This is a genomic window from Paenibacillus sp. EKM206P (assembly GCF_011066155.1).
Lineage (GTDB): Bacteria > Bacillota > Bacilli > Paenibacillales > Paenibacillaceae > Paenibacillus > Paenibacillus polymyxa_D.
Genome location: NZ_JAAMNQ010000003.1, coordinates 295650 through 321723, shown reverse-complemented (window position 1 = coordinate 321723; position 26074 = coordinate 295650). Strand labels below are relative to the sequence as shown.

The following is a 26074-nucleotide window of genomic DNA, read 5'->3' as shown; positions in this document are numbered from 1 at the left end:
GGGTCAAGAAAGTAAATGGTAGTTTTTAGTCCAGAAATACAGCAAATTCAGGAAACGGCAGAACATAAAATACAAGAACGTATACAGCACATAGATCATATTGTAGATTCAAATCAGTGGAAGGTAATTCAGGCATTCCAGCGGAAGCAAGTGAGCGATTTCCACTTTGCGGGTTCGACGGGATATGCTTACAATGACCGGGGACGTGAGGTGCTGGAAGAAGTCTATGCGGAAGTGTTCGGTGCGGAGGCAGCGTTGGTGCGTCCGCATTTTGCTTCGGGTACTCATACAATTGCCACTGCTTTATTTGGTGTGCTACGTCCAGGGGATGAACTGTTATACATTACTGGGAGGCCTTATGATACACTGCACAAAGTGATTGGTAAGCCCGGCGACGGAACAGGATCATTGCAGGATTTTGGCGTTACTTATGGGGAAACCGCACTAACAGCGGAAGGTAAAGTGGACTGGGAAGCGGTGGAGTCTGCGATCCATGCCAATACCAAAGTGATCGGTATTCAGCGTTCACGCGGTTATGATTGGAGAGCTTCGTTTAGTGTAGCAGATATTGAAGAAATGACAGCACGTGTGAAGGAAATAAAACCTGACGTCATTGTCTTTGTTGACAATTGCTACGGTGAATTTACCGAGAAGCTGGAACCTACTCAAGTCGGTGTCGATTTGATGGCAGGTTCGTTGATTAAAAATCCCGGTGGTGGCATTGCAGAAACGGGTGGATATATCTGCGGCAAACAAAAGTATGTAGAACTGGCATCCTACCGATTAACTGCACCTGGAATTGGTGGAGAAGTAGGAGCCATGCTAGGTACTACACGAGGCATATTTCAGGGACTATTCCTTGCTCCAACACTGGTTGGGCAAGCGGTTAAAGGGAGCGTATTCGCAGCTGCGGTCTTTGAAGAGATGGGATTTGAGACCAAACCTGCCTGGCATGAAGAGCGTACGGATTTGATTCAGGCTATTTCTTTTAGTGGACCAGAGCATCTAATTGCTTTTGTACAGGGCATTCAGCGTGCGGCTGCCGTGGATAGTCATGTGGTGCCGGAGCCGTGGGATATGCCGGGTTATGAGCATCCAGTTATCATGGCTGCAGGTACGTTCATACAAGGGGGAAGTTTGGAATTATCCGCAGATGCTCCTATTCGTGAGCCTTATATTGGTTACATGCAGGGGGGGTTAACCTACTCTCATGTTAAATTTGGAGTACTTATGGCTCTGCAAACGATGAAAGAACGTAAATTATTGTGAGTTTTTCTAACATGTCATTGACACTTTGCATCAGCTAAATGTACAATAAGGTGTATAATAGATCACTGGAAGGTTGATGACAAATGGGCGACGAAATTCGCAGAAATATGGCCTTATTTCCAATAGGTATTGTCATGAAGCTAACGGACTTGTCAGCGCGTCAGATTCGTTATTATGAACAGCATAACTTGATAGTTCCTGCCCGTACATCGGGAAACCAACGTCTTTTCTCTTTTAATGACGTAGAGCGTCTGCTTGAAATTAAGGCGTTGATCGAGAAAGGTGTTAACATTGCGGGAATTAAACAAGTCATGAATCCGGTTACCAAGGAATCGGAGGAAGCTACGGTTATTACTGCAGATACGGAAGTTAAACGCCGTGAAATGTCTGATACTCAGCTTCACCGCTTGCTGAAACAACAACTTGTTGCAGGCAAAAGACCAGGACAGGTATCCCTGATCCAAGGTGAATTATCACGGTTCTTCAATAAGAGATAATGCTTTGACTTACCTCTTGGTATAAGGTTGCCTTACTTTAAAACCAGGTCTCATCATTTAAGTAATTTATAGAACAACTGATTCGTATATAGTCGTTACAGAAAGGGAGAGGTTAGAGTGAGTTATAGCAGAGAAGATATCCTTCGGATTGCGAAAGAGGAAAATGTTCGTTTTATTCGTTTGCAATTCACAGATTTGCTGGGCACTATTAAAAACGTTGAAATTCCGGTTAGTCAACTGGAAAAGGCATTGGATAATAAAATGATGTTTGACGGATCTTCCATAGAAGGTTATGTGCGTATTGAAGAATCTGATATGTATTTATATCCGGATTTGGACACTTGGGTTGTATTCCCTTGGGTAACCTCGGATCGTGTAGCTCGTTTGATCTGCGATATTTACAAGCCGGATGGAGTCCCATTTGCAGGTGACCCGCGGGGCATTTTGAAACGTGTACTTAAGGAAGCCGAAGAGCTGGGATACACTTCGATGAATGTCGGACCCGAGCCTGAATTCTTCTTGTTCAAAACGGATGAAAAAGGCGAGCCAACTACAGAACTGAATGACCAAGGCGGGTATTTTGACCTGGCTCCGATGGATCTGGGTGAAAACTGCCGTCGTGAAATTGTACTTAAGCTTGAAGAGATGGGCTTCGAAATTGAAGCATCCCATCATGAAGTTGCACCTGGTCAGCATGAGATTGACTTTAAATATGCAGACGCGATTAAAGCTGCGGACCAGATTCAAACGTTCAAGCTCGTTGTTAAGACGATTGCTCGTCAGCATGGTTTGCATGCTACCTTTATGCCAAAACCTTTGTTTGGTGTAAATGGCTCTGGTATGCACTGCAATCAATCGTTGTTTAAGGACAATGAAAACGTATTTTATGATGAAACGGACGAACTCGGATTAAGCCAGACGGCCCGCCACTATATGGCTGGTATTCTGAAACATGCACGTGCAATGGCAGCGATCACGAATCCAACAGTAAATTCCTACAAACGTCTCGTACCTGGTTATGAAGCGCCTTGTTATGTGGCTTGGTCTGCAAGCAATCGCAGTCCAATGATTCGGATTCCCGCGTCTCGTGGTCTGAGCACTCGCGTCGAAGTTCGTAACCCTGATCCGGCAGCGAATCCTTATTTGGCCTTGGCAGTGATGCTGAGAGCTGGTTTGGATGGGATCAAACGTCAGTTGGCTCTGCCAGCTCCGATTGATCGTAACATTTACGTGATGTCTGAAGAAGAGCGGATTGAAGAAGGCATTCCAAGTCTGCCTGCAGACTTGAAAGAAGCTTTGTCTGAACTTATTCGTAGCGAAGTTATCTCTGACGCACTGGGTGACCATGCATTGGCCTACTTCTATGAGCTTAAGGAAATTGAATGGGATATGTACCGAACCCAAGTTCATCAATGGGAACGTGATCAATATCTGACGCTTTACTAAAATGCAAGATGCTGTAGTGACAGGGATTTTGGAGGGTTAATTCGGGGGACGTTTTAGAAGTGAGTGTTAATTCTTCTGAGGCGTCCCCCTTTTATCCCCCAACTCTGAACCGAGAATAGACGCTGTGTATTGCTCATATTTATCCATGCTGCGCTTTTCCAACTTTTTAGAGATGTGTGCATACACATCGGATGTAATTTGTACGCTGCCGTGACCCAGTTGCTCCTGAACAAACTTAATGTCTGCACCAGCTTCAAGCATAAGTACAGCATAAGTGTGGCGGAGTGAGTGGATGCGTAAATCGTCATGCAGTTCTGCCCGCTTCAAAATACGCTGGAATGAGTTAAACAGCGTTGACTTGGGCATAGGACTTCCATCATTGCGGCAAAGGACCAGATTCAGATCATGCCGGTACATAGCTTCACCTAGATTGGCTTTGTTTTGCTGCTGCCACTCCTGGTGATACCTAAGATCGTTAACAAGTGTACTACTGATAGTAATTGTGCGAGTTGATCTGAACGTTTTGGTATCGCCAAACATTTCATCTTCACTATCCGGTTGAAAATCGAGAGTCTCGTCAATATGGATTGTCTTCTCATCAAAATTAATGTCAGACCATCTTAATGCTGCGGCTTCTCCTTTTCGCATCCCCGTCTCAATAAGCGTCTTATAAAAAATCCAGTGCACGTATCCGTACCCCCTAGCGGCGTGCAGGAACTTAGGGATGTCCCCTGAATCAATGAACTCAATAGAGTTCTTTTTCTTATTTCCTTTGATGACTGATCCCTTACAAGGGTTGCGCTCTAATTTGCCTTGTATCAATGCGTGTTCCATCGCCCCGTATACCGTTGAATTAATAATTTCAACAGATCTTCTGCTCTGGTCCTTTTTCGAGACATGAGTCTAGAAACTTTTGGTACATATCCGGTTTCAAGTCCTTTAGCATTAGTTGTTTGAAATAAGGCTTAATGTGTGTATTCAGGCTGTTCTCGTGCTGTTTAATAGTATTTTTTCTTACAACTCCTTTCTTATAGTTATCAATCCAATTACGTATATAATCTGTCAGAGCAACATCGGTTTGTTCATAACCTTGATTAAGCTTCTTTAGAAAATCAGCTGCCGCTAATTCCGCTTCAGGTTTAGCTGATTTTTCTCGTTGCTGCTGTGTGAAAGGGTCGGTGTATTTTAACCGATATCTCCATCCACTTTTCAGCTTCTTGTAATTAGCCATCTTTATACCTCTAATAAGAACGTGTGTTCCTATTTTTGCGTATATAAAACCGCCTCGCAGCGGTATAAGCGCAAGTTATCATAAGAATGTATGTAGTTCAGGTGGGATAGAGCATCTGCGTAAGAATTGCTCTATAGTCTCGCCCGGATCTGGTGAGGACGTAGCCGTGAGTAACTTGACAGCAAATTGTTTTGCTTGCCTCTCGTATTTTCCGGCATTGGAAAACGACCGTTCGTCCAGAAAGAATCGGCTGATACCTGGATGAAGTCGATCATGGACAAGTTCATGTGCGCAGATGAATTTCTGCCAAGGTTCACTCAACTTCGAATGAATTACTATAAAGCGCCTGCGCAGCTTACGGTAATACATGCCGCGTGTGCTATCCCCTAAATCACAATGCCATATCTGTATATTCATCCTATCTGCTATCTCAAAAGGGCAGTTAGTTTTGTGGCGTCGAATGAGTCTGTATGGTTTTGTCCATACGTCAGTCCTCTGTCTTTTTTCGGCCGTAGGTTTCTTTGTTTTTCTTCTTAGCGTCCCAGAACATGGCCTCCATGACTCGTTTTATTTTCTCTTTGTCATCATCCGAGATTGGCACTCCATCAAACATTACAGGTCTATCTTCCTCCAGCATTGTTTTAAAATCTCTTTTGTCTTTGGAAGATGCCCATGCTGGAATAATGCTTTCGTCTCTACCAAGTAAAAAATAAAGATGTAAAGATTAATTCGCTTCGTTCAAAGTATTCCAACTTAATAAGCCAAAAAGATAAGTTTTTTAAAGACTACGCTGTTTTTCGCGCTGATCCAATAGGATTCAACAAAAGGCGCAAGGCGGAGGATGCAAAGGTTGAAAAAAGAGGTGGCGCCCGAAAAGGAGCAGGGCGCAAATCTCTTGGACTCAAGAAATCCGTTACAATAACCCTGACGCAAGAGCGGTGGGATGCAATAGATGATTTGATAAAGAACGGTAAATTCAAAAGCTACCCTGATTATTTCAGGCATTTGGATAGTAAGGATTAAGCCTAAGGAAGGATGATAGATATGTCAAACTCACAAGATAAACAAGGAGGACTTATAGCGGAAATCCAGTCTATATTGATGGCTCATGGTTATAGCACTGAATGGACTTCCGTTGAAACTAGTGTTAACCATAATGACCTGATTTTGGGGCTTAGATTTATAAATTTACTTGAGGATTAAACCAATACAGGGTGTAGGACCTACACCCACTAAGGGAGGATATATAGATGCCACAGGTGATCAGCGTGCTAGAATCGTTTATTCATGATCTGGAAGAAGGGGAAACGGAAATGAGTGAATTTGGAAACGTATTTGGAACGAATGAGCTTAAAGAGCTTTTGGAACTGGTAAAGCGCGGTGAGGAACAACAATGACAGATAAACTACCACAGAAGTATCCGAAAATGACTTATGAGCAACTTGAGAACTCTCATAATGAGTGGAAGAAAACAGCTATGGACAATTACGATTGGGCTAAATTGTGTATGTTTAAAGCCAAACTGAGGATATTTTTTCTCCATTTCGGTAAAGATAAATCTGGAAACATGATTTTATGAAAAAGGAGTCTTCAGGTTTGGAATACGAATGGATATGGCAGACAATTTTAATCTTTATTGTAGGCGTTCTTCTCTTACGTATAACTGGACGCAGGTCCATTTCACAAATGTCAATACCAGTAACTGTAATGATGATTGCAATTGGAACATTACTCATTCAGCCTGTAACTGGGAAAGGTCTCTGGGTAACGTTTGGAGCAGCTGCATTATTAACTTTGCTATTAATCGTGACAGAGTATACGCAAATTAAATTTGATGCTTTTGAAACACTAGTTACTGGTAAAGCGGTAGCAGTAATTCAAGACGGACAGTTAATACTGGAAAATATGAAGAAAGTTAAATTATCAGTTGATAAACTGGAGCAAAGACTTAGACAAGCTGGTATAGCCAATATCACAGATGTAGAGTGGGCGACACTAGAAGTTAGTGGACAGCTTGGGTATCAACTGAATGCAGAAAAACAGCCAGCGACTAAAGCAGATATTCAGAAACTTATCAATCTTATCGAAACAAAGTGGGAGCACGGTGATGGTGTTATAGAGAAAGGTCAGAAGGAAAACACTAATAATCTGTTTACCGAAGTAATTAAAGGAGGGCATGATTCTCGCCCACCTGAGGAATTACAGTAAAACTTTACAGCCTCCTCCAAACAAGAAGAAAATCATAACGGTTTACGTCTGTGCCGCGTCCGCACGGTGCCTGTCCAGTCTTACAGTAGAGAACATAGAGAATAATGTCCCGGGTGTCCCTGCTGAATGAAGCAATAAATTATATTGGTTAAAATTTTTCTATTGTTTTTAATCCTATTGGAGTGATTTTGTGATGATACGTAATGAAATACTACAAACAAAAGGTGAAATTGAAGACAATAACAAAATTATTCAGGTAAACTTTTTCGACGATATCCAAAAGGACGATATCAGAAAACCAAGTGGTTACTGAACAAATACACCGATTTAATAGATGTAATCAAAAACTATGAATACTCACTTCAACAATTGGAAAGCGGTATGGCTGCATATGATTTGCTTTCGGCAGAGGGATCGGTTGCTAAACGAGTTACGGGACAAGAATTGACAGCAGATGTGACAGCAAATGCCGTGCTACTCAAAGACCAGCGACATGTGAACTATAAATTCTATCAATTCCTTACGAATAACATTAAGTTTGCAATAAATAATATGCGTGATAAGCACGAGGGATTGATAGCAAAGCTGTTATTTATGGATGGTATGAAATATCTCAAAGCTCAACAATATTTGGAAAAAGGTTATCGCAAGGACATTCCTCCTATCTCAGCAACTACATTTGCAGATAAACGGCGTAGGGTTATTGTCAACATAGCAAACAGCCTAAAAACAAACCGTACATTGGATTTTGTCACCATCGACTATGGTCGGGGGCGAAACAAAGAGGGTGAAATTGGACTGAGGATGCCAGAAGTAAATTAGACCGTAAGGGCTTAAGCCTTTGCGGTCTTTATTGTAGGTGTCTAGAGTTCTAGACTGGAAAATAAAGTGATTTTCTTGACAATGCTTCATTAAGCTAACGGGTACGTTAGTTCAAAGTAAGGGAGCAGTTTACCGCGGGGCCGGCAGCTGCTCCTTTTTTATTGAAGTAACGGGCAGCAGGTTAATACAGCCGTAAGGTTAACAATTACGTTGTAAAAATTCGTGTTCGTAAATCGTATTAATCCTTTCCAAAACGTTCCGCGCTTGATCTTTAAATTTTAATTCCGCAACCTGACCTTTCAGTAAAAAGACGCCGGTCTCATTACGGTGTTCCCCGAGAGCACCCTCATACAGCTTGTTGGCGCCGTGAGTAGGCGGAGAGAAAAACAGCTTCATCAACGTTTTAACCAATATGGGAAGTCCGGAATTTTTCCCTTTTCTTAGCGTATTGTTGCTACCCGGGTCAACACTGCGGATCTTGATGTCGTCCTTGGAAAGCTGCAGCGCGATGGCCTGAGTCCACAGTGAAAGCGCTAGCTTTGAGGTAGCGTAAGGACCAAGTAGCTTGCGGAAGATTTTGGGGCGCTCGAGGATTTCGATATTAAACTTTTTCGTGAAATTTAGCGCTGAAGAAGAGGTATTGATTACCGTTTTAAAGTGACCGCTTTTTATAAGTCCCTTCAATTCCATCAGAATGATATATGGAACGATCGTCAACAGTTCATAATGCATTTCGCGTCCTTGTTTCGAATAGCTCAGCTCGGGAAAGGACCCGCCGGCGTTGTTGAACAAAATATCGATCCGCTGCTCCTTGCTTTTGATTTCTTCCAAAGTCCGTCTCAAGCTGGCATAATCGGCAAGATCGGCCGTTTTATAAATTCGAAGCCATCCACTCTTGACTGCTTTTTGGATTCTCATATCGTCCGGCGGAAAGTCGGAACGGTTTAAAGCAACCACCTGCCAGTCCTCCGACAACAATTTCCGGGCTAATTCCAACCCGATTCCAGCGCTTGCGCCTGTAATTAATGCGATATTCTCATGTTGTCTCTTGTTCATTGCACGTCTCCTCCTGATATCGGGTATTTCCACTGATATTGCACATTCTATAACTTAGAGTCGGCTCCAAGTCAAGCTGGGAAAACAGATGTTTTGTCCTAAGGATAAGGACTTGACTTAGAGCCAGCACCAAGATGTATAATGCACATAAAAAAATCTCTGGGAGGGGACAGGATGAAGGAAGAGCACATTTTTACGATAAAGCAAACCGCTAAGCAAACCGGAATTTCTGAAGATACGATCCGTTATTACGAAAAGATCGCTTTACTGCCTCGGGCAGACCGGAAGGATAACGGGCACCGCATCTACCGGAAGGAGGATATCAATACGATCCGGCTGATATCTTGCCTGAAAAAAACGGGTATGCCACTGGAAGAAATGCGGCCTTTTTTGGCGGTCTCCGCTGATGCAGATCCCGCGGAATATCCCGAACTGGTGGAACACTTAAGGAGCCACCGGGAGAATATGGTCAGCCAAATCGCCTCTCTGCAGCAAGTCGTCGATTTTATCGACATGAAATTGGAGGAGGGGAGATACCGAGGGGACTGCTCGGAAGAATTTCAGGACGGCATGTCAGAGAAAATGATGGGAGAACCGAAAGCGAAGCCCGTCTCACCTGTTGAGATGAGTTATTTTTCCGCATCGGCTAATGGGGGTAAGTCACCGATTTCCGTAAGATAAGCACGCAATACCTAAGGGAGTACCAACGAGGCTTGACACCACTGGAAAACGTTAGTGAAAATGTCTGTTTGAAAGTGTTCTAGTTTTCGATGCGAGGCGCCTACTTCCTACCGCAAACCGTTAAGCTATCGGGTACGTTAGTTCAATGGAACAGCGACAGTCTAGGACTTTTTTTCGTCCTTGGTTGTCGCTGTTTCAATTTCTAGGCTCAGTCTACTACTTTATTTTCTGCTGATAGTAGGAACTAGCAAATCCGTAGTAGGTACGGAGTAGAAAGGATTTACACTTTATTCAGGAACAAATTAAATCCATTCTAGGAGGCAATAAACATGGCACATAGTTACGCTTACTTGGACAAGGAAAAAATTCTCCATCTCCATCCATTGGAAGATGAAGCAGTTAAGCATGGCAAGTATGTGGGTACAAATCTGGATTACGACGAAAGCGGTTATCCGGTTATCGGGGGCGAAGGTGTAATCTACTATGTAGACAAAGACACAGCTTATGTAAACGGCAATGAACATGATGGTAAACAAATTGCTGTACCAAGTGGGCTTAGAGCACTAGCTGGTCAACTTCGGTAATCGTTAAGATTTAAATGTGGTGGCGGAATAGACGCAAGGCCGTGATACATGCCTCGCCCACATCGAAACTAACTACAACTAACTTGAAACAGCCGTAAAGAGGGTCATAATACCCCATCGGTAAGGGCGCCAGACTGTTCCGCACGTAATGCGGACAATGTAACCTGTAAGCCCTGGTAATCTGACACGGCCGTTCAGGTTATCAGGTGAGGAATTATGATTCGTTAGGGAACTGGACTGTGTAGAGCATGGCTGCAGACAGCGCAGCGCCTGACGGAGGGTTAGAGCGCAACTAATATAAGCAAGCATGAGGGCATCGGTATACGGTGTCCTTTTTGCTATGTACAGGAGGAAACAAACGATGGGACAGAATTACGCATATCTTGATCAATACGGCATTCTGCATCTACACGATGAGGAGCATGTCAAACAGCACGGCAAACATGTTGCTACTGAGCTGCAAGCAGATGAGAGTGGTTATCCAGTTGTAGAGGGCAACGGAGTAGTCTACTACAGCAACGAGGATGCAGCATACATCAAGGGCAACCGTAAAGATGGACAACGCATCAGTACACTGGCTGTAATTAAACAGTTGGCTGATCAACTCAAGTAACTCTAAAGGTCGGGTGCATAACGCACCTTACCTTATTTGACACATACAGGATGATAGAGGTTCGATTCCGCTGTGTGTCATTTACTTACGTTAAGGGTTACCAGAAAAAACATGTTAAAATATTCCTGTACAGATAGGGAGGAAAACCTATATTATGACTATGAGACTAGGTCTAACTAACTATATAAGGGACGGTATATTTGATGAAAGACAAAGTAAAAGGGCTTGTATTAGGTTTAACGATCGGGACAATGATTACAGGTGTATCAGCATATGCTGCTAGCACAGCGAAAATTGAGGTCATATACGATAATTTAAAATATATGGTAGATGGAAATCAAAAAGTACCTTCATCAGGTCAGGGCTTCATTTATCAAGGAACAACATATGTACCCCTTCGTTTTGCTGGGGAAGCGGCTGGTAAAGAAGTAACATGGGATGGCAAAAACAAGACCATATGGTTTGGTAAAAAAGATTCTGCATTCAAATACTTAAGTGATATTCCTTACGCCCGGATGGATGGAAGATCTGTGAATGACTTGGATTTAAATCAAAACTATGATAGAGAAAAGATAACTATTGCTGGCAAGCAATATCAGAAAGGGATTAGCACTTATATTAGTCCCTATGCGTTAACACAAAAATTGAGTTTGGATTATAACTTGAACGGTAAGTTCAAAAAGTTCACAGGTGAATTGGGTGTTGATGATAAGACTAAGAATGCCCCAGAGAATGTGACAATCACTTTTATAGGCGATGATAAAGAACTATCTCGTTTTTCTGTTAAAGGTGGAGATAATCCTTTACCAGTTACGGTAGATTTAACGGGTGTACTGAAATTTAGAATTGTTTTTGAAATTGATCCGAAATCTAGTGATTTCGTCTATGGGGCAATTGGAGATGCAAAGATTTTCGACTAAGAAAAAGAATCGCTGAGAGAGCTTTTTAATTTGTTAGTGATTTACGAAGATTAGACTGCAATACCTATGAGCATCCTTCGGGGTGCAAATGATTGCTGGAAACGATCTGGAAAAAGATGCTATTTTCCGATGTTTTTTAAATGGGAGGAAATTCTTTTGAAAAAAGAAATTAAAGGATTTGTGTTGGGTCTTGCTTGTGCCACGCTCTTAACCGGAGGGGTTGCCTATGCAGCTTCTAATACGGTAAAACTAGAGGTCAACTACGGAATTAAATTAATACAGAATGGCATCGACAAAACTCCTACTGGGAGTGCAAAACCATTTATTGCAAATGGAAATACGTATGTTCCTCTGTCTGTTGTTAGTGATCTTGTAGGAATTAAAACTGCGTGGGATTCTAATAATAAAAGTGTAATAATAGGAGAAAAAAGCGAGGGTAAACCTTTAGGGACTCCTGATTTTTTAGACTCCCAGCTTTCTTATTCGAATAAGCCTTCTCTTAGTAGTAACGAAAGCATGGTGATAAACGGAAAATCGTACGGATCTTTGGGTTTTAAAATAGATAGCACTTATTATTACGGAAGAGGAATTGATTATATTAAGCTAAATTATGCGTTAAATAATCAATATTCTGACTTAAAATTATCTGTCGGCATTGATGATAAGGATCTAAGTAAATCTGGATTGCTGAGGAATATTTCTTTTAAAAATGAAAACGGAGAAGTTTTAAAGCAAGTTTCCTTGGGTGGAGGAAGTGTCCAAGAAAATATAACTGTTAATTTAACAGGAGTTCAAAAACTTGTTATTGAGATAACAGGAACCGGTTCTGGTGTCATAGATTTTATTAACCCTACTATTAAATAGAATGAACAGTATCTTAAGCCACCCGATGCAGGGTGGTTTTTTGTTACTCAAAGTTCATCAAATAATTGGTGACAAACAAACAGAAAGAGGGGGGATATGAAGCTAAGTTAGTTATCACGTTGAGCAATTTTTGATGGACTTGCAAATTGTTTCGGTTACTTACGATGAATGGAGTCCTGCGGCTTACGAGGGGATTCAAATTACGCATAATGGCACAGAGCAAATTATTAATTAAGGGAACTTTATGAATGATTGGATAGAAGTCCAGCAAGATACAAAGACTTTTGCAGATCAAGTGCAGTCGATAATTTTACTAATGATATGTTTAGAGATACGGATCACTAATAGGCGGCTTTTTTATTGAATTAATAACCAACTAATGAATTATTACTCTCCTGACGAAATAAAGAACAGGAGGGGAAAAGTGATGACTTGGACAGGAATATGGGACAATGCAGGCCCGTTCATTATTGGAGCGATTACAGCGGTAGTGATTTATATTCTAGGTGAAATTTTGTGTACATTCATACCGAGGGGTCTAACAAGAGAAATATATAGGATTTTTTTAATAGTTGTGGTAGTGATCGGTACAGTAGCTGCGACCTATATTAGCAGTCGAATATGGTGGGGTATCAGTTAAGTCGAAGTCGCCAATAGGCGGCTTCTTTTGTATGTCAGGAAACTTTTCCTTAGCTTCAGATACATTATCAAAAGGGGGGAATAATAAACATGGGACGAAAGAGAGATCCGAAACGGGATGAAGCATTCGATTTATACAAAGCCAGTTCCGGCAACATACGTCTCACAGAAATAGCCTCTCAACTTAGTGTATCTGAAGGTACGGTAAGAGGATGGAAGGCTAAAGATAAGTGGGGGAGTTTGATTGCTGGAGAAGCGAAACATACGGAACGTTCCGATGAAGATGAAACTGACCAAAAAAATGAACCTGCAAAGAAAGAGGAAGATACAACATCATATCCTGACGATCTTTTTCTAAAAGCTGTCCAAATTGTAGCCGAGGCCAAACAAGCCTCGGTTTCTTTATTGCAGCGAAGAATGAGGATAGGTTATAGCAGAGCGGTCCGACTGATTGATGAAATGGAGCGGCGTAAATTTGTCGGTTCATTTCAAGGTGATAAGCCAAGAGAGGTATATGCTACCCTGCTAACAGTTGATGCGCTCTCTAAAGAGCTAAAAGTCGCTGCTCCAGAAATACGGAACGTTCCGAAAAAAATACCGGAACGCTCTAATGATATGGAGCGTTCCAAAACAAAAAAGAACGTTCCAGTAATCGAGGAGAAGCCGGAGCCGGAAATTCCAGACGAAGAGGGGTTAACGCCGAAACAGCGGATCTTCATAATGGAATACCTCAGAGATTTCAACGCGACAAGGGCGGCAATGGCTGCTGGATATAGTAAGAAAACAGCATATTCAATTGGATGGGAATTATTGAGGAAACCTGAGATTAAGGCTGCGATACAGAATTACAACGAATCCCTGATGGATGGGGTTGGTTTAAATGCTCAGCGCGTTCTAATGGAGTACATGAAAATTGCTTTTGCAGACATAACGGACTATGTGACATTCGGTCAAAAGGAAGAGGATGTTCTTGGTTTAGAAGGAGATCCCGTGTTTGATCCTGACACTGGAGAAACGAAAAAGTACAGATACAATTATGTCTCTTTTAAAAATAGTGATGAAATTGATGGAACTCTGGTTTCAGAAGTCAAGCAGGGTAAGGATGGAGTGAGCGTAAAGCTACACGACAAAACCAAGGCATTGGACGTGCTAACTAAATACATGGATCTGCTTCCAGACAAACATAAACGGATGGTTGAAGACGAGAAACTTAAGATGCAACGTGAGAAACTTGAGCTTGAAAGGGCAAAGGTCACTGGAGAAGGCAATACAGAAGACGATTTAATTGACGACTGGGTAGAGGCGGTGGTAGGTGATGAGGCAGAAGGACTCACCGGAGACGAAACGGAGACTTCAAGCATTCAAGAAACGGATTCCTGAGTATCGCAAGAATCCCATATTGTTCTGCCAAGAGATGCTTAAGTTCTATCCTGATGATTGGCAGGCAAGTACACTAATGGATTTAGCTAATAATCCGCGCGTTTCAGTACGTTCAGGTCAGGGCGTAGGAAAAACAGGATTAGAAGCGGCAACTGCATTATGGTTCTTGTCGTGTTTTCCATATCCAAAGGTGATTTGTACAGCTCCTACAAGGCAGCAACTACATGACGTGTTATGGGCTGAGATTAATAAATGGCAATCTAAAAGTCCGGTGCTGAAACGAATCCTTAAGTGGACAAAGACTAAAATATACATGAAGAACTATGAGGAACGCTGGTTCGCTACAGCTCGGACAGCAACCAAGCCAGAGAACATGCAGGGCTTCCATGAGGATTACATGCTATTTATTGTGGATGAGGCATCGGGTGTTGCTGATCCAATCATGGAAGCTATTTTAGGTACGTTGTCGGGTGAATTCAATAAAATATTAATGTGTGGCAACCCGACAAAAACGTCGGGTGTTTTTTATGATTCACACAATAAGGACAGAGCGGATTATAAAACACGCAAGGTTTCATGTTTGGACAGTCCGAGAACTAGCAAGGATAATATCGCTATGCTCAAGCGGAAGTATGGCGAAGGCAGTGATGTATGGAGAGTCCGGGTTGAAGGTGAATTCCCCCGTGGAGAATCGGATACATTTATTTCGTTGGAAGTGGCTGAATTTGCAGCTAAAGAAGTGAAGCTGGAACCCAGCGGAGATATGCTAACCATAGGTGTTGACGTTGCACGATTTGGTGATGATGAAACCTCAATGTTTGCTGGTATAGGGCCAAGAGTTGTAGGAGAACACCATCATTTCAAGAAAGACACAATGGTAACTGCTGGTTGGGTGATCAGCCTGGCTAAAGAACTAAATGAAGCTCACCCATATTTAAACCGAATCAGAATAAGAGTTGATGATAGTGGTGTAGGTGGAGGAGTAACGGATCGACTAAATGAAATCGTAGCTGAAGAAGGACTACCATATGAAATCATACCAATTAACAACGGTTCCTCTTCATTAGATGAACACTATGGAAACCTAGTTACTGAAATGTGGGCATCCATTAAGGAACAATTAGAACAAAATATGAGCAACTTTATGAATGGAGATCCAAGCGTTCTGCAATTGCCTGATGATGATGTACTAATAACCCAACTTACAGCACGTAAATGGAACATGACCAGCAAGGGTAAAATGCTGCTTGAAAGTAAGAAGGATATGAAAAAGCGTGGGCTCAAGTCACCAGACCGAGTTGACGCTTTTGTTTTGACATTTGGGGAATATTTAATGGAACCAGATACACATATTATGCTTCCTTCAATAAGCAGTGTGGTAGTAAAAAGGTAAATTGGTTTTGGGAGGTGCGATTATCGGGCTTATTCATATAGAGACCATCAATCTACAAATGCGATCAGCAAGCAAACAGAGAACATCGTTGTTTACAATATTGACAAGGAAGTAAAGCTTCAGGCGAAAGATCAGTTGCTTGATATGGCGATGGGGAATCTGTCCAGTATGCAACGTGAGGTCATTCAACGGAGTTACTTGAATGATGAAGGCAAGTTTGACTACATCAGTTGCGGAGAGATGGGGATTTGTGAGAGTTCATTTAGACAAATTAAGACTGATGCAATTGGAATACTAGCGGCGGCACTAAGATTGGTTGTATTGCAAGTGAGTAGCAGTTTTCTTAGATCGGTGTATTAGCCGGTCTATTTTTTTTGAATACTTTTCCCGATAAGTAATATGTACATATTTTTTTGAAAAGGAAGGTGATTAAGTTGAGATTCAAGTGGGGGGCTTTCTTTAAGAGGAATGGCTTCATGGGTTTCAATTCTGCAAGTAAATTCATAAGAAAAACTTACGGAAAGAAATATGGATTTAGTGGAGGGTTAGGTTCTATCAACTTAGAGAGTGCTAAAGAGATGAAGAAAGAACTGGTTAAGTTGGATTTAATGGATTTGCAAAACTTGAAGGGAGACATCAACGCTCAATATGATTTTCATAAAACATTCAGTTTTGTGTTTTCACTTATGACATCTTTTCTTTCCGTAGTTCTTGTTTTTCTAACGTTCATGATAACTTTGGCACTCAGAGTAATAGATATTAACGGGAAAAATCCCAGCTCAGAAAAGTATTTTGAAGTAGTAGGTAGTTTATTTACAGATACAATTTTTACTCCTATATATATTATAATTTCTCTAATTGTTGCATTACTAATTCTTTATATGGGTAGATTTATGTGGATATCAAGGATCAATTATATTGTAGAAGGTGCTTATGAATTAAAAGGGAAATTGGAGGAAAACAAAGATAATAACCTTAAAGGTCCTGAGTCAAAGACTAAGCCCAAGCCCAATAATAATGCCGTTAATAATCCTCGAAATAATTATAGAAGAAAAAAATAGTGATTGTTATTTGAATGGAAATTGACCGTTTTATGACCACTCATTGGACTTTTGATGTGGTAAATTTATATCATGGAACGTCGAATAAGGAACACACCACAGCTTTCAAGCCTCGGTGAATCAGGTCGGCAAATGTGCCGACCTTTTTTCATTACACCAGGTATTGGTAATGACATTAGTCATGACATACAAATCGCAGAACCATAGCATGTTTTCCACAGTGACCCTACAAAAAGAGAAAGCGGCTTCCATCGCCGCTTTTAAATTATTCAATCATTTTTTTTAATAAAGGGGAGGAGATAGTCTATAAAATCAATGTATTTTTCATCGGAAGGCTGTTTATTGCCTTCAATCGGATTTCCCTTTGAACTTTGGTTAAGCTTTACATTAGCTGTTCCTAATTTTAATTCTAAGTTAACATCAACGAACCCCAAATCTAAACTCGTACCAATTTTTAAAAATTCTATCTTTCTTTGTTCAAGTAGAGTTGATAAGTTACTCCAGTAGAGTTTATCAGTTGATATGCACTTAAAGGCTTTATCTGATATAGCCACTTCAGCAAAACTATTCGTATCTTCAGTTCTTTGATTTCTAAACTTTATTCCTACAACATCACCTAACTGTGATAAATCTAACGAAGAAGCAATAATTGCTAGAACTGTATTGGCAACATAGTTTGAAGTAGTTACGTTATTTTCATGTTGAGTAGGAAAGTTCGAATCAATTAGCGCAGAAAAATTGTCAATATGATCTTGGAAATCCATTAACTTGGAATAAGCTACATCCCTTTTAGGCTGCAATACATGTTCTTCAAGTAAAAATAATGAATCTCTAAAATAAGAAATTTTTTTATATCCAATAGAAGGTGTGAGGTTACTGATAAACCTTAATGTTCTTTCAACGCGGCCCTCCATTGTTCTAACGTCGACAGATTTATTTTGAATATTATCCACGTCCCTTAGTCTGATATGAAGTAAGTTTCTTCTAAAGTCGAACTCAATCAATGTTGCGTAGACAGCAAATTCTGTGTCTTTATTTTTCTCTTTTAATTCAACTAGTTCCTTATCAAATAGCAAAAGCCTAATGGAATCCGTTCCATTAATTCTAAATCCACTTATAACAAATTTCTCAAATGTAGGATTTGAAGCTAATCCATTGAGTATTTTGTTTTCTTGAGGTGTTCCCCAACTTTCTAAAACTTTGTAGAGTGAATTAATATCCCTAAAGTTAATATTTGTATTTTCTAAATTGTATAAAAAAGAATTAAATAATTTGTCTTCAATTGAGAGAAAGAGGAGTTCATCTAAATCATTTTCAGAAATTTTTTCCTCCTTTAATCCTGAAGTTAAAGTCATGCAAACATTTTTGACTGTGTCTAAATTATCGTTTTCTTGTCTATTCTTAAAGTAAACTTGATGAAAATCTGGATACTTGCTCATCAACTGTAAATGGTTATGAATGGATGATTTATTAATGTACGGCTTAAAGTACATTAAATTATCAAATATATCATCGTAATTCATCGATTATCCCGCCTTATTAAAAAAATGATGGAGGTTTTCTAAAATGAAATTTGAAATTTTTACTACAAATCGTTTTCTTGGTGTGTACGATATAAGCGACATCTTTAATAACGAAGTGAGTATCGTTGCTGTAGGGACACTGATAGTTATAAATGATAAAAAATATTGCATAAAAGACATCTTAGTTAGAGAGGATGGTAATGCGAGACTAACAGTATAGTTTTGTCGTTAAATATAAATCATCTCCGTTCTTAGGTGAATTTGAGTGACATTAACAATTTTCTACAAAAAATGATAAAATCCTCCCTTTGAAAAAAAAAAATGAGTAATTGGATCTATATGTGTATAAGTCTTTGTGATTAGTTGCATATAAGGGATTTAAACATACTGTTTGAGAAGATTAATAGTGATAAATAGAGCAAAAGTCAGGTTTTGGTTTAAAAGTTCCTTCTCGGGTTGCTACATGATTTTTGCTCTTTGACGGGTATTCTAATAATTTGAAAAATCGTTTTGTCATTCCTCTCCTTGGAATTAGTCAAAAGCTAGGGAGGAATCTTTTCGGATGTTTTTGAAGGTGCATATGTAGATATGTGGGGTGCTGTAGGAGGAAACAAACTATTAATATTTATTTTAGTCTCATTCTTATGGTGTGTAGTATGCATTCCCATTAAAAAAATACTTGGAAAAAGATTTACTGGAATCCTAGCAAGTGTAGGTGTTCTGGTTATTTTATATTATTGGGCTAAGCTGTTTCTCAATTAGGGGCAACCCTCGGGGGCTCTTTTTTTAATTTTGTAGATTGAATGTATGTCTTAAGCTTTACTTCTGTTTATGAACGAAATGCTGTAAGGAGTTCAGGGAAGGCATGTACGCGTTTCGTGATCATGTTGACTGGTATATGAATATGCGTCTTCCTTTTGATATTTATTCAAGGAAAATCCTCTTATGGATTAAAAGGTAGTGACATCATCGATTAATCTTGTAATAATAGGCAAGTGATTCTATATACCTAAAATATTAGGTACATAGTCTTGATTTAACACTACATAAATGAGAGGACAAAAAAGATGAAGAAGTGGGTTAATGTTTTCACGGCTGGAATTTTAGCGACCTCTGTATGGGCTAGCCCCATATTCGCAGCCGATAGTTTACACCAAGTAACAAAGGAAGAAAGTTCTACTGTATCTCAACCTTATGGGGATATGGTGAACCATTGGGCAACGGATAACGTTACAAAATGGAGCCACCGAGGTGTGGTTTCGGGTGTAGAAAACGCTCGTTTTGAGCCAAACCGTCCGATTACGAGAAGTGAATGGGCTGCTTTACTAAATCGTGCATTTCAAATACAGCCAGGACAAGCAGCATCTTTTACCGATGTAAATAAAGATGATTGGTTTGCTCCAACCGTTACTGATGCAGTTTATGCTGGATATATGAAAGGATTCAAAGATGGCAGCTTTCGCCCTACACAAGTATTAAGTAGAGAAGAGGCGGCAGTGACTGTAAACCAATTACTTCAAATACCTTCTTCCGATACAATTAAAACCTTTAAAGATAGCACATCTCTGCACAATTGGTCCCAAAAGGCCGTTAATTCTGTAGTGGCAGCGGGTATTATTGAAGGTTACCAGAACGGTACATTTCAGCCTCAAAAATCATTGACTCGTGCTGAGGCGGTTACGATTCTAGATCGAGCTGTGAATCATTTTGGTGCTTGGTATGGAGAATCTGGAACATATGGGCCTTCGACTGGACTCGCCAAGCAGGCAGGCAATGTTGTCATCAATACAACGGGTGTAACGCTTCAAAATACGGAAATCGCGGGTGATTTAATTATCGGGAAAGCCGTTGGGAACGGCGACGTATTCTTGAAAAATGTTAAAGTCCACGGTCAAACTTATGTTTATGGGGGCGGAGAGCATAGCGTTCATCTGAACAATTCTGTGCTGGTTAGCATCATTGTAAACAAAGTGGATGGAACTGTTCGTTTGGTGGCAGAAGGAGCAACGTCCATCAGCGAAGTGAAAATTAAGACGGGCGCAGCCCTCGATGTCTCACAAGGAGCAAGCGTTGATCGAGTTACTCTAACAAATAAGCTCCCCGCAAAATCTAATGTGAGTCTTACAGGTTATTTTCACACTGTGAATGTAGAAGCATTCGCTATTAATGTAAATATCCCAAATGGACAGATTGATACATTAAACGTAGCTGATAACGCTACGGGTACAACCATAGATACATCAAAAGAGTCTTCTATTCTCTCATTAGTTCTTAATGCTGCTGCCAAAGTAATAGGATTAGGTTCTGTTGATAAAGCCGTAGTTAATGCTGAAAATGTTTCCTTTCAAACAAAACCAAAATCTCTGACAAATGGCGACAAGGTAAGTAGTGATGTTAAAGTCACAATAGGTGATTCGGCAAAAACTTTGGGATTACAGGGCACAACAACATCAGGTGGCGGTGGGGGTTCTTCCAGTAACTCTAATGAATCCGATAATTCCAAAAAAGATGATCATAAAAAAAGTGACGACAAGAAAGATGATATACCTCAAGCACCGGAGCATAATGGGGACGCTAACATTTCTGTCCCTAAAAAAATAGTGACGATCGGAGAGTCCGTTTATTTTACTAGCTCTTATGATGGCACTGCTTACTTTTCAAGTGATTTAATAGATTTCGGTAATCTTCAATCTCTTGAGTTAGGTGTCGAAAGTGGTGAGGTGCTTAAAATGGAGGTTCCGGCCAATAAAACTGTCAGTTTCTCGACATATGATATTAACCATTGGAATTATCCTAATAACTTTGAATTTGATCTTACGGTTTATGACAAAAATGGTATTTATCGTAGCAAGGAAATAACGGTTTTAGATGAGAGTGAGCCTCTTGTTGGGTCACCAATATATTCTCATTATTCTGAAAGAAAGGATAGACTTGATCAATTCTCTATTGATTATAATCGCTTATTACAGCTTGCGGACGGGAAGTCGACTGAGGATATCGTTCAGTGGTCTGTTGGTGACAGTCCTTTCACGCCTTTCGCAAAGGAAAATGGGTCTGTAAGAGTCGAGGACAACAAAGTCTATATATTGCCTAAACACTTGGAGGATCGGTTGGTTTATAAATTCCGTTTAGTCACAGACTCCGTGGTTACATCAGATGGTGAATTCAATAAAGAGTTTCAGACATGGGGGAATAGAAGAACGGTTAGAATTACAATGATTCAACCTATCGGGGATATATTAAAGGTGAAAAAAGGAGACGCTCTTACATTCTCTCTTTCAGATGTTTCAGATGTGTATCTGCTAAATACATTTGTTTTGGGAAGCCAAAGTAACTACGACGATTTGGTTGCAGAAAACTGGGGTAAAAAGATAATTGTTACGGATGATGAAGTGAATAAACCAGTTACTATCTTTACAGGCGATTTGCCGTCAGGAAAGTATCAACTTCTGGTTTGGGATGGACAAGATTTGGATCTGGAAATTATAGAATAAAACTGAATTCCTTAGGTAAGTGAATTAAACATTACGATATTATAAGTGGTCAGGAAACTTTTCCTGACCATTTTTTTGCTCCAATATTTCGTCTTGAAAAGAGGATTTATGGTATGCATAATGCTGATCCCCTCGAAAATCAGTAGTAAATCCGAATAATGCAGATGTTATTCTGTATTCATAGAAGTTTGCAAGAAAGGCGGTGAAACTTTGAAATGGTATCATAAAGCCATATATTCATTTGTGAACTCTGTTTTACCGACAGCAGTAAAACGGCAGATGATGGGTGTTGGCAGAGTGACAGTGTCTAATAACGCTAACCCGTGGGGCATATTTAACTGGCTACCCAAGAAACATCAGCAGGCTCACAATATTGACCTTACCAAGTTACAGAGCTATACAGCAGAGGAATTACTGGAACTTCTGATATCAGTTCATCCAGATGTATCCTATGCCTTATACACATACTTACGTATGGGAGATACCGAATTAACATTTACAGCTAAGAAGCTGAATGGGAATGTAGATAAGGGCGGGCAACGAGTACTGGATGAACTCAAAGCTATGCTTAACACACCTCTACCTTCGACGGGATACCAGCATGGCCGATCTTTGAACAAACTGGATACAATTCAGCGTATGATGATTATGGTTCGCGGAGCTTGTGCTGGTGAAATCGTATTGAATGAGCGATGTAATGATGTAATTGATATCGTACCAGTTGATCCGGCGTTAATTTGGTTCCGTAGGGAACCAGAAACTAATAGACTTATACCCTGGCAATACGTAAAGAATCCGAGAAGGAACCCAAATGAGGAGTGGTTCGGTAATTACAAGAAGATTGACACACCAACGTTCATCTTTGAAGAGTTTGATCCTATGGTTGATGATCCTTATGGACGAACGCCTATGCTTCCAGTGCTGCAAGTAGTATTCTTTCATCTTCAGGTGTTAGCGGATCTAAAAGCAGTGGTCCATAACCAGGGGTATCCACGGCTTGATATCTCCATGCTGGAAGAAATCATGCTGAAGAATATGCCGAACAACTTGAAAAGTAATCCCGATGGTCAACAGAAATGGCTTAAAGAGCGAATGGAAGAGATGATAAACCATTTCAACTCACTCAATCCAGACGATGCCCTTGTCCACTGGGATAGTGTAAAGGTGGAATACCTCAAAGGCGGTAATTCTGGGCCAATGATTGATATTAAGAAGCTGATTGATATCATTGATACTCAAATGGCTACTTCACTAAAAACACTGCTTACCATCCTTTCCAGGCATCAAGGATCAACTGAAACATACAGTTCGATTGACACTCAAATATATATCAAAAATGTAGAGTCCGCGCGGAGCGTAACCAAACGTTTCTGGCAGCGGGCTTTTTCGTTGTCTGCAAGAGTAAAGGGGACTCAAACAAAGGTTGAAGCTGACTATCTCCCCATAGATCTACGCTCTGAAAATGAAATTGAACGTGACTGCCGTTCAAAGATCGATAACTACATCATAGCGGAGAAGAATTTTTACATCACACCTTTGGAAGCTGCTGAGGAAATACGTTGGACTCTTGGTATTAATGCCAAAATTCCTGCTGAATTACTTCCTCTGCTTGTAAAGAAGCATGAATCTGATTCGAATGAAGAAAATACTCCATCGGAGGGAGGTGAATAAACAATATGGCTAAACCTACACCCGAACAATTGGCGAAGATCAATCAAAAAGCATTGGTCCCTTTAACCGATGAACAGACTCATGTGTTTCAAGCGAGAATCATTGGAACCAAGCGTATTGATAAGTACAAAATGAAGATTACTCCAAACTTCCTACGCAAAATGGCAGATCAAGTTAAAGAGGGAGTTGTCTTGCTGGTTGACCATCCGTGGCAGAAGTGGGAAGCCTTATCTTTCCCGTATGGCAGAACTTTTGACAGTCGAATTATCGAAGAGGGAGGGGAACTGGAACTTTACGGTGATCATTACATGGCAAAGGGGCTAGAAGCTAATGGGATCTCAACGGATCAACTGGCTGCCGGAATTGATTCAGGAACTATATTTGACACCTCGGCAGGCTTTGTAACAACGAAGCATGTGTGTGGTATCTGCGGCGGTGATTACTACGGACCTTCGGCATGCTCTCACATCCGTGGACAAGTGTATGACGACAAAGAATGTCTTGTTTTAGCTGATGACGGATACATCATGGAAAACTCCATTGTATTTGATGGAGGATATGAAGGCGCTGGAATAACACGTGAATTTCTGTCGATGAAACAACATAGTGAAGCTGAGCAACAGCGACAAACTGAATATGAACCGCTACTTTTAGATGCGAAGTCGCTTGATGGTGATGAACGCGTCTTTTATTTTTTCAGCAACAAAGGCGGCATGTCCGCTTTTGTATCTAAACAGCATCAAATAAAAGAACAGGCCAACACACTGGCCCAAGGAGATGACACTGTGACAGACGAACAAAAAGCTGCGTTGGCAGTAGCACAAACCCAAGCAACTGCATTGTCAGCAGCTAATAGTGTACTTGGACAAATTCGAGCTGCATTGAGTGTAGATAATGATTCCGATATTCTGAGCAAGCTTACATCATTGAGCGCTCAGGCTGCTGATGGAGCGACATACAAGATCAAAGTTACTGAGCAAGCATGTGGAGCTGGTGTCCGTGCTCTTGGTGAAGCTTTTAATGTAGAAGCCATGAAAACGGCATTATCTCATCTGCCAGTATCTGAAATTGAAAAGATCGGCGCAACGTATGAGGCACAGGCACAAGCTGCTTTGGGTGGCGGTGGTCGCCATACACAAGGTGACGATGTAAACCTTCCTGAGGGAGCACTGAATGGAACACCACCAACCAACTCACAAAATGATGGTGGCGAGAAAACGCCAGAACAACTTAAAGCATTAGCTCGTGAAGAAGCTCGGGCGGCACTTAAGAATACAGGCAGGGGTAATCTGCTGAAGGAGGATAAATAATTATTGTGCAATCTCAGTATAATGGCGCTCCTGGTCCCGGTCAGGTTATTACTCAAGAGTTTACGGAAGCTCTAGCGTCTACTGACCTTCAGGCTAACCTACCGGGAGGGATCTTGCTGAAACAAGGGCAAGGAATCCTGAAAAAAGGGACGATTATAGGCAAGATCACAGCAGTAGGAGCGGATAAGGATAAAGCGGTAGCTTATAGTTCCGCAGCAACCAACGGCTCCGAAGTGGCACTGTGTATCCTTGATAATGATCATGACACAACACTTTCTGATATCGGGGCATCTGCGTGGATTGCAGGTATTTTTGATTCATCCAAATTGACTGGCTTAGATACAGCAGCTAAAACAGTGCTGAAGCTTTGCTACTTTGTATAAGGGGGATAAACACACATGGCAAACGTACTTGATCCATATTTCCTTACGGAAGTCGTTCAGAACATCCGAACAGATATTAACAGCTTTCGAGGGGCTCAACTGCTAACCAATGGAGTTGACTTCAAACCGGAACTTGGACTCACTATTGAATACGACATCACCTATGACGATACGGGTATGACGCCACCTACAGGATTGAATGATCCTTCACCTATTCATACTCCACCTGTGGTGAAACACATGAACTTCACGAACCAAGAATGGAGAGAAAAGGTTGTTATTGACCGTGAAAAGATTGCTACATTGAGAAAGCCAGGCAACAGTCTTGAGCAAAAGTGGGGCGAAGAATACATGATTGAGAAAATGGTCGGTCTGAACCTTCGCCTTGAGACACGGTTTGAGTGGATGAGATGGCAGTCATTAACGGGAAAACTTATTGTACCAGCCACATCCACCAAACCAGCCAGAACGATTGACTATGGTGTTCCAGCTAATAACAAGCCAACAGCAGCCGTATTGTGGAGTAATACCGAAACAGCAGATCCATTGGCTGACTTAGATGGCTGGTCACTTCGATTCCGAGGAAGTGGGGCTCGTCCTGTTAAAATTATTGTTAATAAGAAAGTCGATATCTATTTGAAGCAGAATGCTAAAATCCGCGAATTGATCAAGTACACTTTTGGTAAAGATGTTGTCACTGACGGTTCGCTTGCTGAAATTGTCAGCCAAAATTTGAATGGTCTTAAGTATGAAGTTTACGATGGTGGTTACATTGATGACTCTGGCGTATTCTATCCGTTCATTCCAGATAATGCAGTAATCATAATCGGTCAAGGTATGACAGGCTCAATTATGGATCTTGTGACCGGCCCGAATAACTATGAAGACATTTTCACCGGTCATACAGGAAAGTTTGTACTGACTAAGTTGATCAAAGGAGACCCCGATCAATGGCAAGCCATCAATGGTGCAACAGTGCTACCGCGTCTGAAATACGTTAACTGGCATATCTTCGCAACAGTGGCGTAA

At 40.9% G+C, this 26074-nt stretch carries 25 protein-coding genes and 2 pseudogenes; 22 read left to right on the top strand and 5 right to left on the bottom strand.

Annotation, left to right across the window (positions count from 1 at the left end; all coding sequences use genetic code 11):
* Positions 1 to 15: 15 nt before the first annotated feature.
* The 3 genes from G9G53_RS08190 (at position 16) to glnA (ending at position 3212) form a co-directional block, all read left to right on the top strand.
* Complete coding sequence (locus G9G53_RS08190; RefSeq protein ID WP_165146785.1) at positions 16 to 1269, top strand: methionine gamma-lyase family protein; 1254 nt, start codon at positions 16 to 18, stop codon at positions 1267 to 1269.
* 83 nt (positions 1270 to 1352) lie between these two features.
* The gene (locus tag G9G53_RS08185; RefSeq protein WP_007430683.1) at positions 1353 to 1766 is read left to right on the top strand and encodes a MerR family transcriptional regulator; all 414 of its coding nucleotides are present in this window, start codon (positions 1353 to 1355) and stop codon (positions 1764 to 1766) included.
* A 117-nt stretch (positions 1767 to 1883) separates the two neighbouring features.
* Positions 1884 to 3212: a type I glutamate--ammonia ligase gene (gene glnA, locus G9G53_RS08180; protein ID WP_013310575.1), complete on the top strand. Its 1329-nt coding sequence runs from the start codon at positions 1884 to 1886 to the stop codon at positions 3210 to 3212.
* A 66-nt stretch (positions 3213 to 3278) separates the two neighbouring features.
* Here the strand turns inward: glnA and G9G53_RS08175 are convergent.
* The 3 genes and pseudogenes from G9G53_RS08175 to G9G53_RS08165 all read right to left on the bottom strand — a co-directional run bounded on the left by G9G53_RS08175 (position 3279) and on the right by G9G53_RS08165 (position 5080).
* Positions 3279 to 4443, bottom strand: a pseudogene (locus G9G53_RS08175) (tyrosine-type recombinase/integrase).
* A 78-nt stretch (positions 4444 to 4521) separates the two neighbouring features.
* Positions 4522 to 4860, bottom strand: a complete 339-nt coding sequence (locus G9G53_RS08170; RefSeq protein ID WP_165146782.1) for an ImmA/IrrE family metallo-endopeptidase — start codon at positions 4858 to 4860, stop codon at positions 4522 to 4524.
* 70 nt (positions 4861 to 4930) lie between these two features.
* Positions 4931 to 5080 (bottom strand): hypothetical protein, encoded by a 150-nt coding sequence (locus tag G9G53_RS08165; RefSeq protein WP_202984580.1) that lies wholly within the window; start codon positions 5078 to 5080, stop codon positions 4931 to 4933.
* 613 nt (positions 5081 to 5693) lie between these two features.
* Here G9G53_RS08165 and G9G53_RS08160 point away from each other — a divergent pair.
* The 3 genes and pseudogenes from G9G53_RS08160 to G9G53_RS08150 all read left to right on the top strand — a co-directional run bounded on the left by G9G53_RS08160 (position 5694) and on the right by G9G53_RS08150 (position 7473).
* A complete protein-coding gene (locus G9G53_RS08160; RefSeq protein WP_165146764.1) occupies positions 5694 to 5840 on the top strand; it encodes a hypothetical protein in 147 nt (48 codons plus the stop codon).
* A gap of 199 nt (positions 5841 to 6039) precedes the next feature.
* A complete protein-coding gene (locus G9G53_RS08155; protein ID WP_165146761.1) occupies positions 6040 to 6651 on the top strand; it encodes a DUF421 domain-containing protein in 612 nt (203 codons plus the stop codon).
* Positions 6652 to 6844: 193 nt separating this feature from the next.
* Positions 6845 to 7473: pseudogene (locus tag G9G53_RS08150) on the top strand (hypothetical protein).
* A gap of 198 nt (positions 7474 to 7671) precedes the next feature.
* Here G9G53_RS08150 and G9G53_RS08145 read toward each other — a convergent pair.
* A complete protein-coding gene (locus tag G9G53_RS08145; protein ID WP_165146758.1) occupies positions 7672 to 8529 on the bottom strand; it encodes an SDR family NAD(P)-dependent oxidoreductase in 858 nt (285 codons plus the stop codon).
* A 174-nt stretch (positions 8530 to 8703) separates the two neighbouring features.
* Between G9G53_RS08145 and G9G53_RS08140 the strand changes: the two genes are divergently transcribed.
* From G9G53_RS08140 to G9G53_RS08095, 10 genes are all read left to right on the top strand, one after another.
* A complete protein-coding gene (locus G9G53_RS08140; protein WP_165146755.1) occupies positions 8704 to 9210 on the top strand; it encodes a MerR family transcriptional regulator in 507 nt (168 codons plus the stop codon).
* Between the two features lie 329 nt (positions 9211 to 9539).
* On the top strand, positions 9540 to 9794 hold the full coding sequence (locus tag G9G53_RS08135) for a hypothetical protein (protein WP_165146752.1): 255 nt from the start codon (positions 9540 to 9542) through the stop codon (positions 9792 to 9794).
* Positions 9795 to 10155: 361 nt separating this feature from the next.
* Complete coding sequence (locus G9G53_RS08130; RefSeq protein ID WP_165146749.1) at positions 10156 to 10407, top strand: hypothetical protein; 252 nt, start codon at positions 10156 to 10158, stop codon at positions 10405 to 10407.
* A gap of 203 nt (positions 10408 to 10610) precedes the next feature.
* On the top strand, positions 10611 to 11327 hold the full coding sequence (locus tag G9G53_RS08125; RefSeq protein ID WP_165146746.1) for an NPCBM/NEW2 domain-containing protein: 717 nt from the start codon (positions 10611 to 10613) through the stop codon (positions 11325 to 11327).
* A 156-nt stretch (positions 11328 to 11483) separates the two neighbouring features.
* Positions 11484 to 12191: a stalk domain-containing protein gene (locus G9G53_RS08120; protein ID WP_165146743.1), complete on the top strand. Its 708-nt coding sequence runs from the start codon at positions 11484 to 11486 to the stop codon at positions 12189 to 12191.
* 427 nt (positions 12192 to 12618) lie between these two features.
* Positions 12619 to 12831, top strand: coding sequence for a hypothetical protein (locus tag G9G53_RS08115; protein ID WP_165146740.1), 213 nt, complete (start codon positions 12619 to 12621; stop codon positions 12829 to 12831).
* An 89-nt stretch (positions 12832 to 12920) separates the two neighbouring features.
* On the top strand, positions 12921 to 14210 hold the full coding sequence (locus G9G53_RS08110; protein ID WP_165146737.1) for a terminase small subunit: 1290 nt from the start codon (positions 12921 to 12923) through the stop codon (positions 14208 to 14210).
* Complete coding sequence (locus tag G9G53_RS08105) at positions 14146 to 15603, top strand: DEAD/DEAH box helicase family protein (RefSeq protein ID WP_165147165.1); 1458 nt, start codon at positions 14146 to 14148, stop codon at positions 15601 to 15603. Before G9G53_RS08110 ends, G9G53_RS08105 begins: the two co-directional genes overlap by 65 nt.
* The gene (locus G9G53_RS08100; protein ID WP_165147162.1) at positions 15604 to 15963 is read left to right on the top strand and encodes an ArpU family phage packaging/lysis transcriptional regulator; all 360 of its coding nucleotides are present in this window, start codon (positions 15604 to 15606) and stop codon (positions 15961 to 15963) included. It abuts the gene before it with no gap.
* Between the two features lie 74 nt (positions 15964 to 16037).
* On the top strand, positions 16038 to 16664 hold the full coding sequence (locus tag G9G53_RS08095) for a hypothetical protein (protein WP_165146734.1): 627 nt from the start codon (positions 16038 to 16040) through the stop codon (positions 16662 to 16664).
* A gap of 269 nt (positions 16665 to 16933) precedes the next feature.
* On the opposite strand, the gene G9G53_RS08090 is transcribed toward G9G53_RS08095, so the two are convergent.
* On the bottom strand, positions 16934 to 18187 hold the full coding sequence (locus tag G9G53_RS08090; protein WP_165146731.1) for a hypothetical protein: 1254 nt from the start codon (positions 18185 to 18187) through the stop codon (positions 16934 to 16936).
* A gap of 43 nt (positions 18188 to 18230) precedes the next feature.
* Here G9G53_RS08090 and G9G53_RS08085 point away from each other — a divergent pair, with 43 nt between their 5' ends.
* The 6 genes from G9G53_RS08085 (at position 18231) to G9G53_RS08060 (ending at position 26074) form a co-directional block, all read left to right on the top strand.
* Positions 18231 to 18407 (top strand): hypothetical protein, encoded by a 177-nt coding sequence (locus G9G53_RS08085; protein WP_165146728.1) that lies wholly within the window; start codon positions 18231 to 18233, stop codon positions 18405 to 18407.
* 847 nt (positions 18408 to 19254) lie between these two features.
* Positions 19255 to 21681: an S-layer homology domain-containing protein gene (locus G9G53_RS08080; RefSeq protein WP_165146725.1), complete on the top strand. Its 2427-nt coding sequence runs from the start codon at positions 19255 to 19257 to the stop codon at positions 21679 to 21681.
* 210 nt (positions 21682 to 21891) lie between these two features.
* Positions 21892 to 23352 carry a hypothetical protein gene (locus tag G9G53_RS08075; protein ID WP_165146722.1) on the top strand — a complete coding sequence of 487 codons (1461 nt, stop codon included), beginning with the start codon at positions 21892 to 21894 and terminating at the stop codon, positions 23350 to 23352.
* A gap of 5 nt (positions 23353 to 23357) precedes the next feature.
* Positions 23358 to 24662, top strand: a complete 1305-nt coding sequence (locus G9G53_RS08070) for a hypothetical protein (RefSeq protein ID WP_165146719.1) — start codon at positions 23358 to 23360, stop codon at positions 24660 to 24662.
* Between the two features lie 5 nt (positions 24663 to 24667).
* Entirely contained in the window at positions 24668 to 25045 is a 378-nt protein-coding gene (locus tag G9G53_RS08065; RefSeq protein ID WP_238794826.1) for a head decoration protein, read from the top strand.
* Positions 25046 to 25060: 15 nt separating this feature from the next.
* A complete protein-coding gene (locus G9G53_RS08060) occupies positions 25061 to 26074 on the top strand; it encodes a major capsid protein (protein WP_165146716.1) in 1014 nt (337 codons plus the stop codon).

Bases quoted from the DNA above. Each gene is read 5' to 3' on its own strand.
- G9G53_RS08190 (WP_165146785.1), top strand. From the start codon at position 16: ATGGTAGTTTTTAGTCCAGAAATACAGCAAATTCAGGAAACGGCAGAA.
- G9G53_RS08185 (WP_007430683.1), top strand. From the start codon at position 1,353: ATGGGCGACGAAATTCGCAGAAATATGGCCTTATTTCCAATAGGTATT.
- G9G53_RS08170 (WP_165146782.1), bottom strand. From the start codon at position 4,860: ATGAATATACAGATATGGCATTGTGATTTAGGGGATAGCACACGCGGC.
- G9G53_RS08165 (WP_202984580.1), bottom strand. From the start codon at position 5,080: ATGCTGGAGGAAGATAGACCTGTAATGTTTGATGGAGTGCCAATCTCG.
- G9G53_RS08160 (WP_165146764.1), top strand. From the start codon at position 5,694: ATGCCACAGGTGATCAGCGTGCTAGAATCGTTTATTCATGATCTGGAA.
- G9G53_RS08145 (WP_165146758.1), bottom strand. From the start codon at position 8,529: ATGAACAAGAGACAACATGAGAATATCGCATTAATTACAGGCGCAAGC.
- G9G53_RS08140 (WP_165146755.1), top strand. From the start codon at position 8,704: ATGAAGGAAGAGCACATTTTTACGATAAAGCAAACCGCTAAGCAAACC.
- G9G53_RS08135 (WP_165146752.1), top strand. From the start codon at position 9,540: ATGGCACATAGTTACGCTTACTTGGACAAGGAAAAAATTCTCCATCTC.
- G9G53_RS08130 (WP_165146749.1), top strand. From the start codon at position 10,156: ATGGGACAGAATTACGCATATCTTGATCAATACGGCATTCTGCATCTA.
- G9G53_RS08125 (WP_165146746.1), top strand. From the start codon at position 10,611: ATGAAAGACAAAGTAAAAGGGCTTGTATTAGGTTTAACGATCGGGACA.
- G9G53_RS08115 (WP_165146740.1), top strand. From the start codon at position 12,619: ATGACTTGGACAGGAATATGGGACAATGCAGGCCCGTTCATTATTGGA.
- G9G53_RS08110 (WP_165146737.1), top strand. From the start codon at position 12,921: ATGGGACGAAAGAGAGATCCGAAACGGGATGAAGCATTCGATTTATAC.
- G9G53_RS08105 (WP_165147165.1), top strand. From the start codon at position 14,146: ATGAGGCAGAAGGACTCACCGGAGACGAAACGGAGACTTCAAGCATTC.
- G9G53_RS08090 (WP_165146731.1), bottom strand. From the start codon at position 18,187: ATGAATTACGATGATATATTTGATAATTTAATGTACTTTAAGCCGTAC.
- G9G53_RS08085 (WP_165146728.1), top strand. From the start codon at position 18,231: ATGAAATTTGAAATTTTTACTACAAATCGTTTTCTTGGTGTGTACGAT.
- G9G53_RS08080 (WP_165146725.1), top strand. From the start codon at position 19,255: ATGAAGAAGTGGGTTAATGTTTTCACGGCTGGAATTTTAGCGACCTCT.
- G9G53_RS08070 (WP_165146719.1), top strand. From the start codon at position 23,358: ATGGCTAAACCTACACCCGAACAATTGGCGAAGATCAATCAAAAAGCA.
- G9G53_RS08060 (WP_165146716.1), top strand. From the start codon at position 25,061: ATGGCAAACGTACTTGATCCATATTTCCTTACGGAAGTCGTTCAGAAC.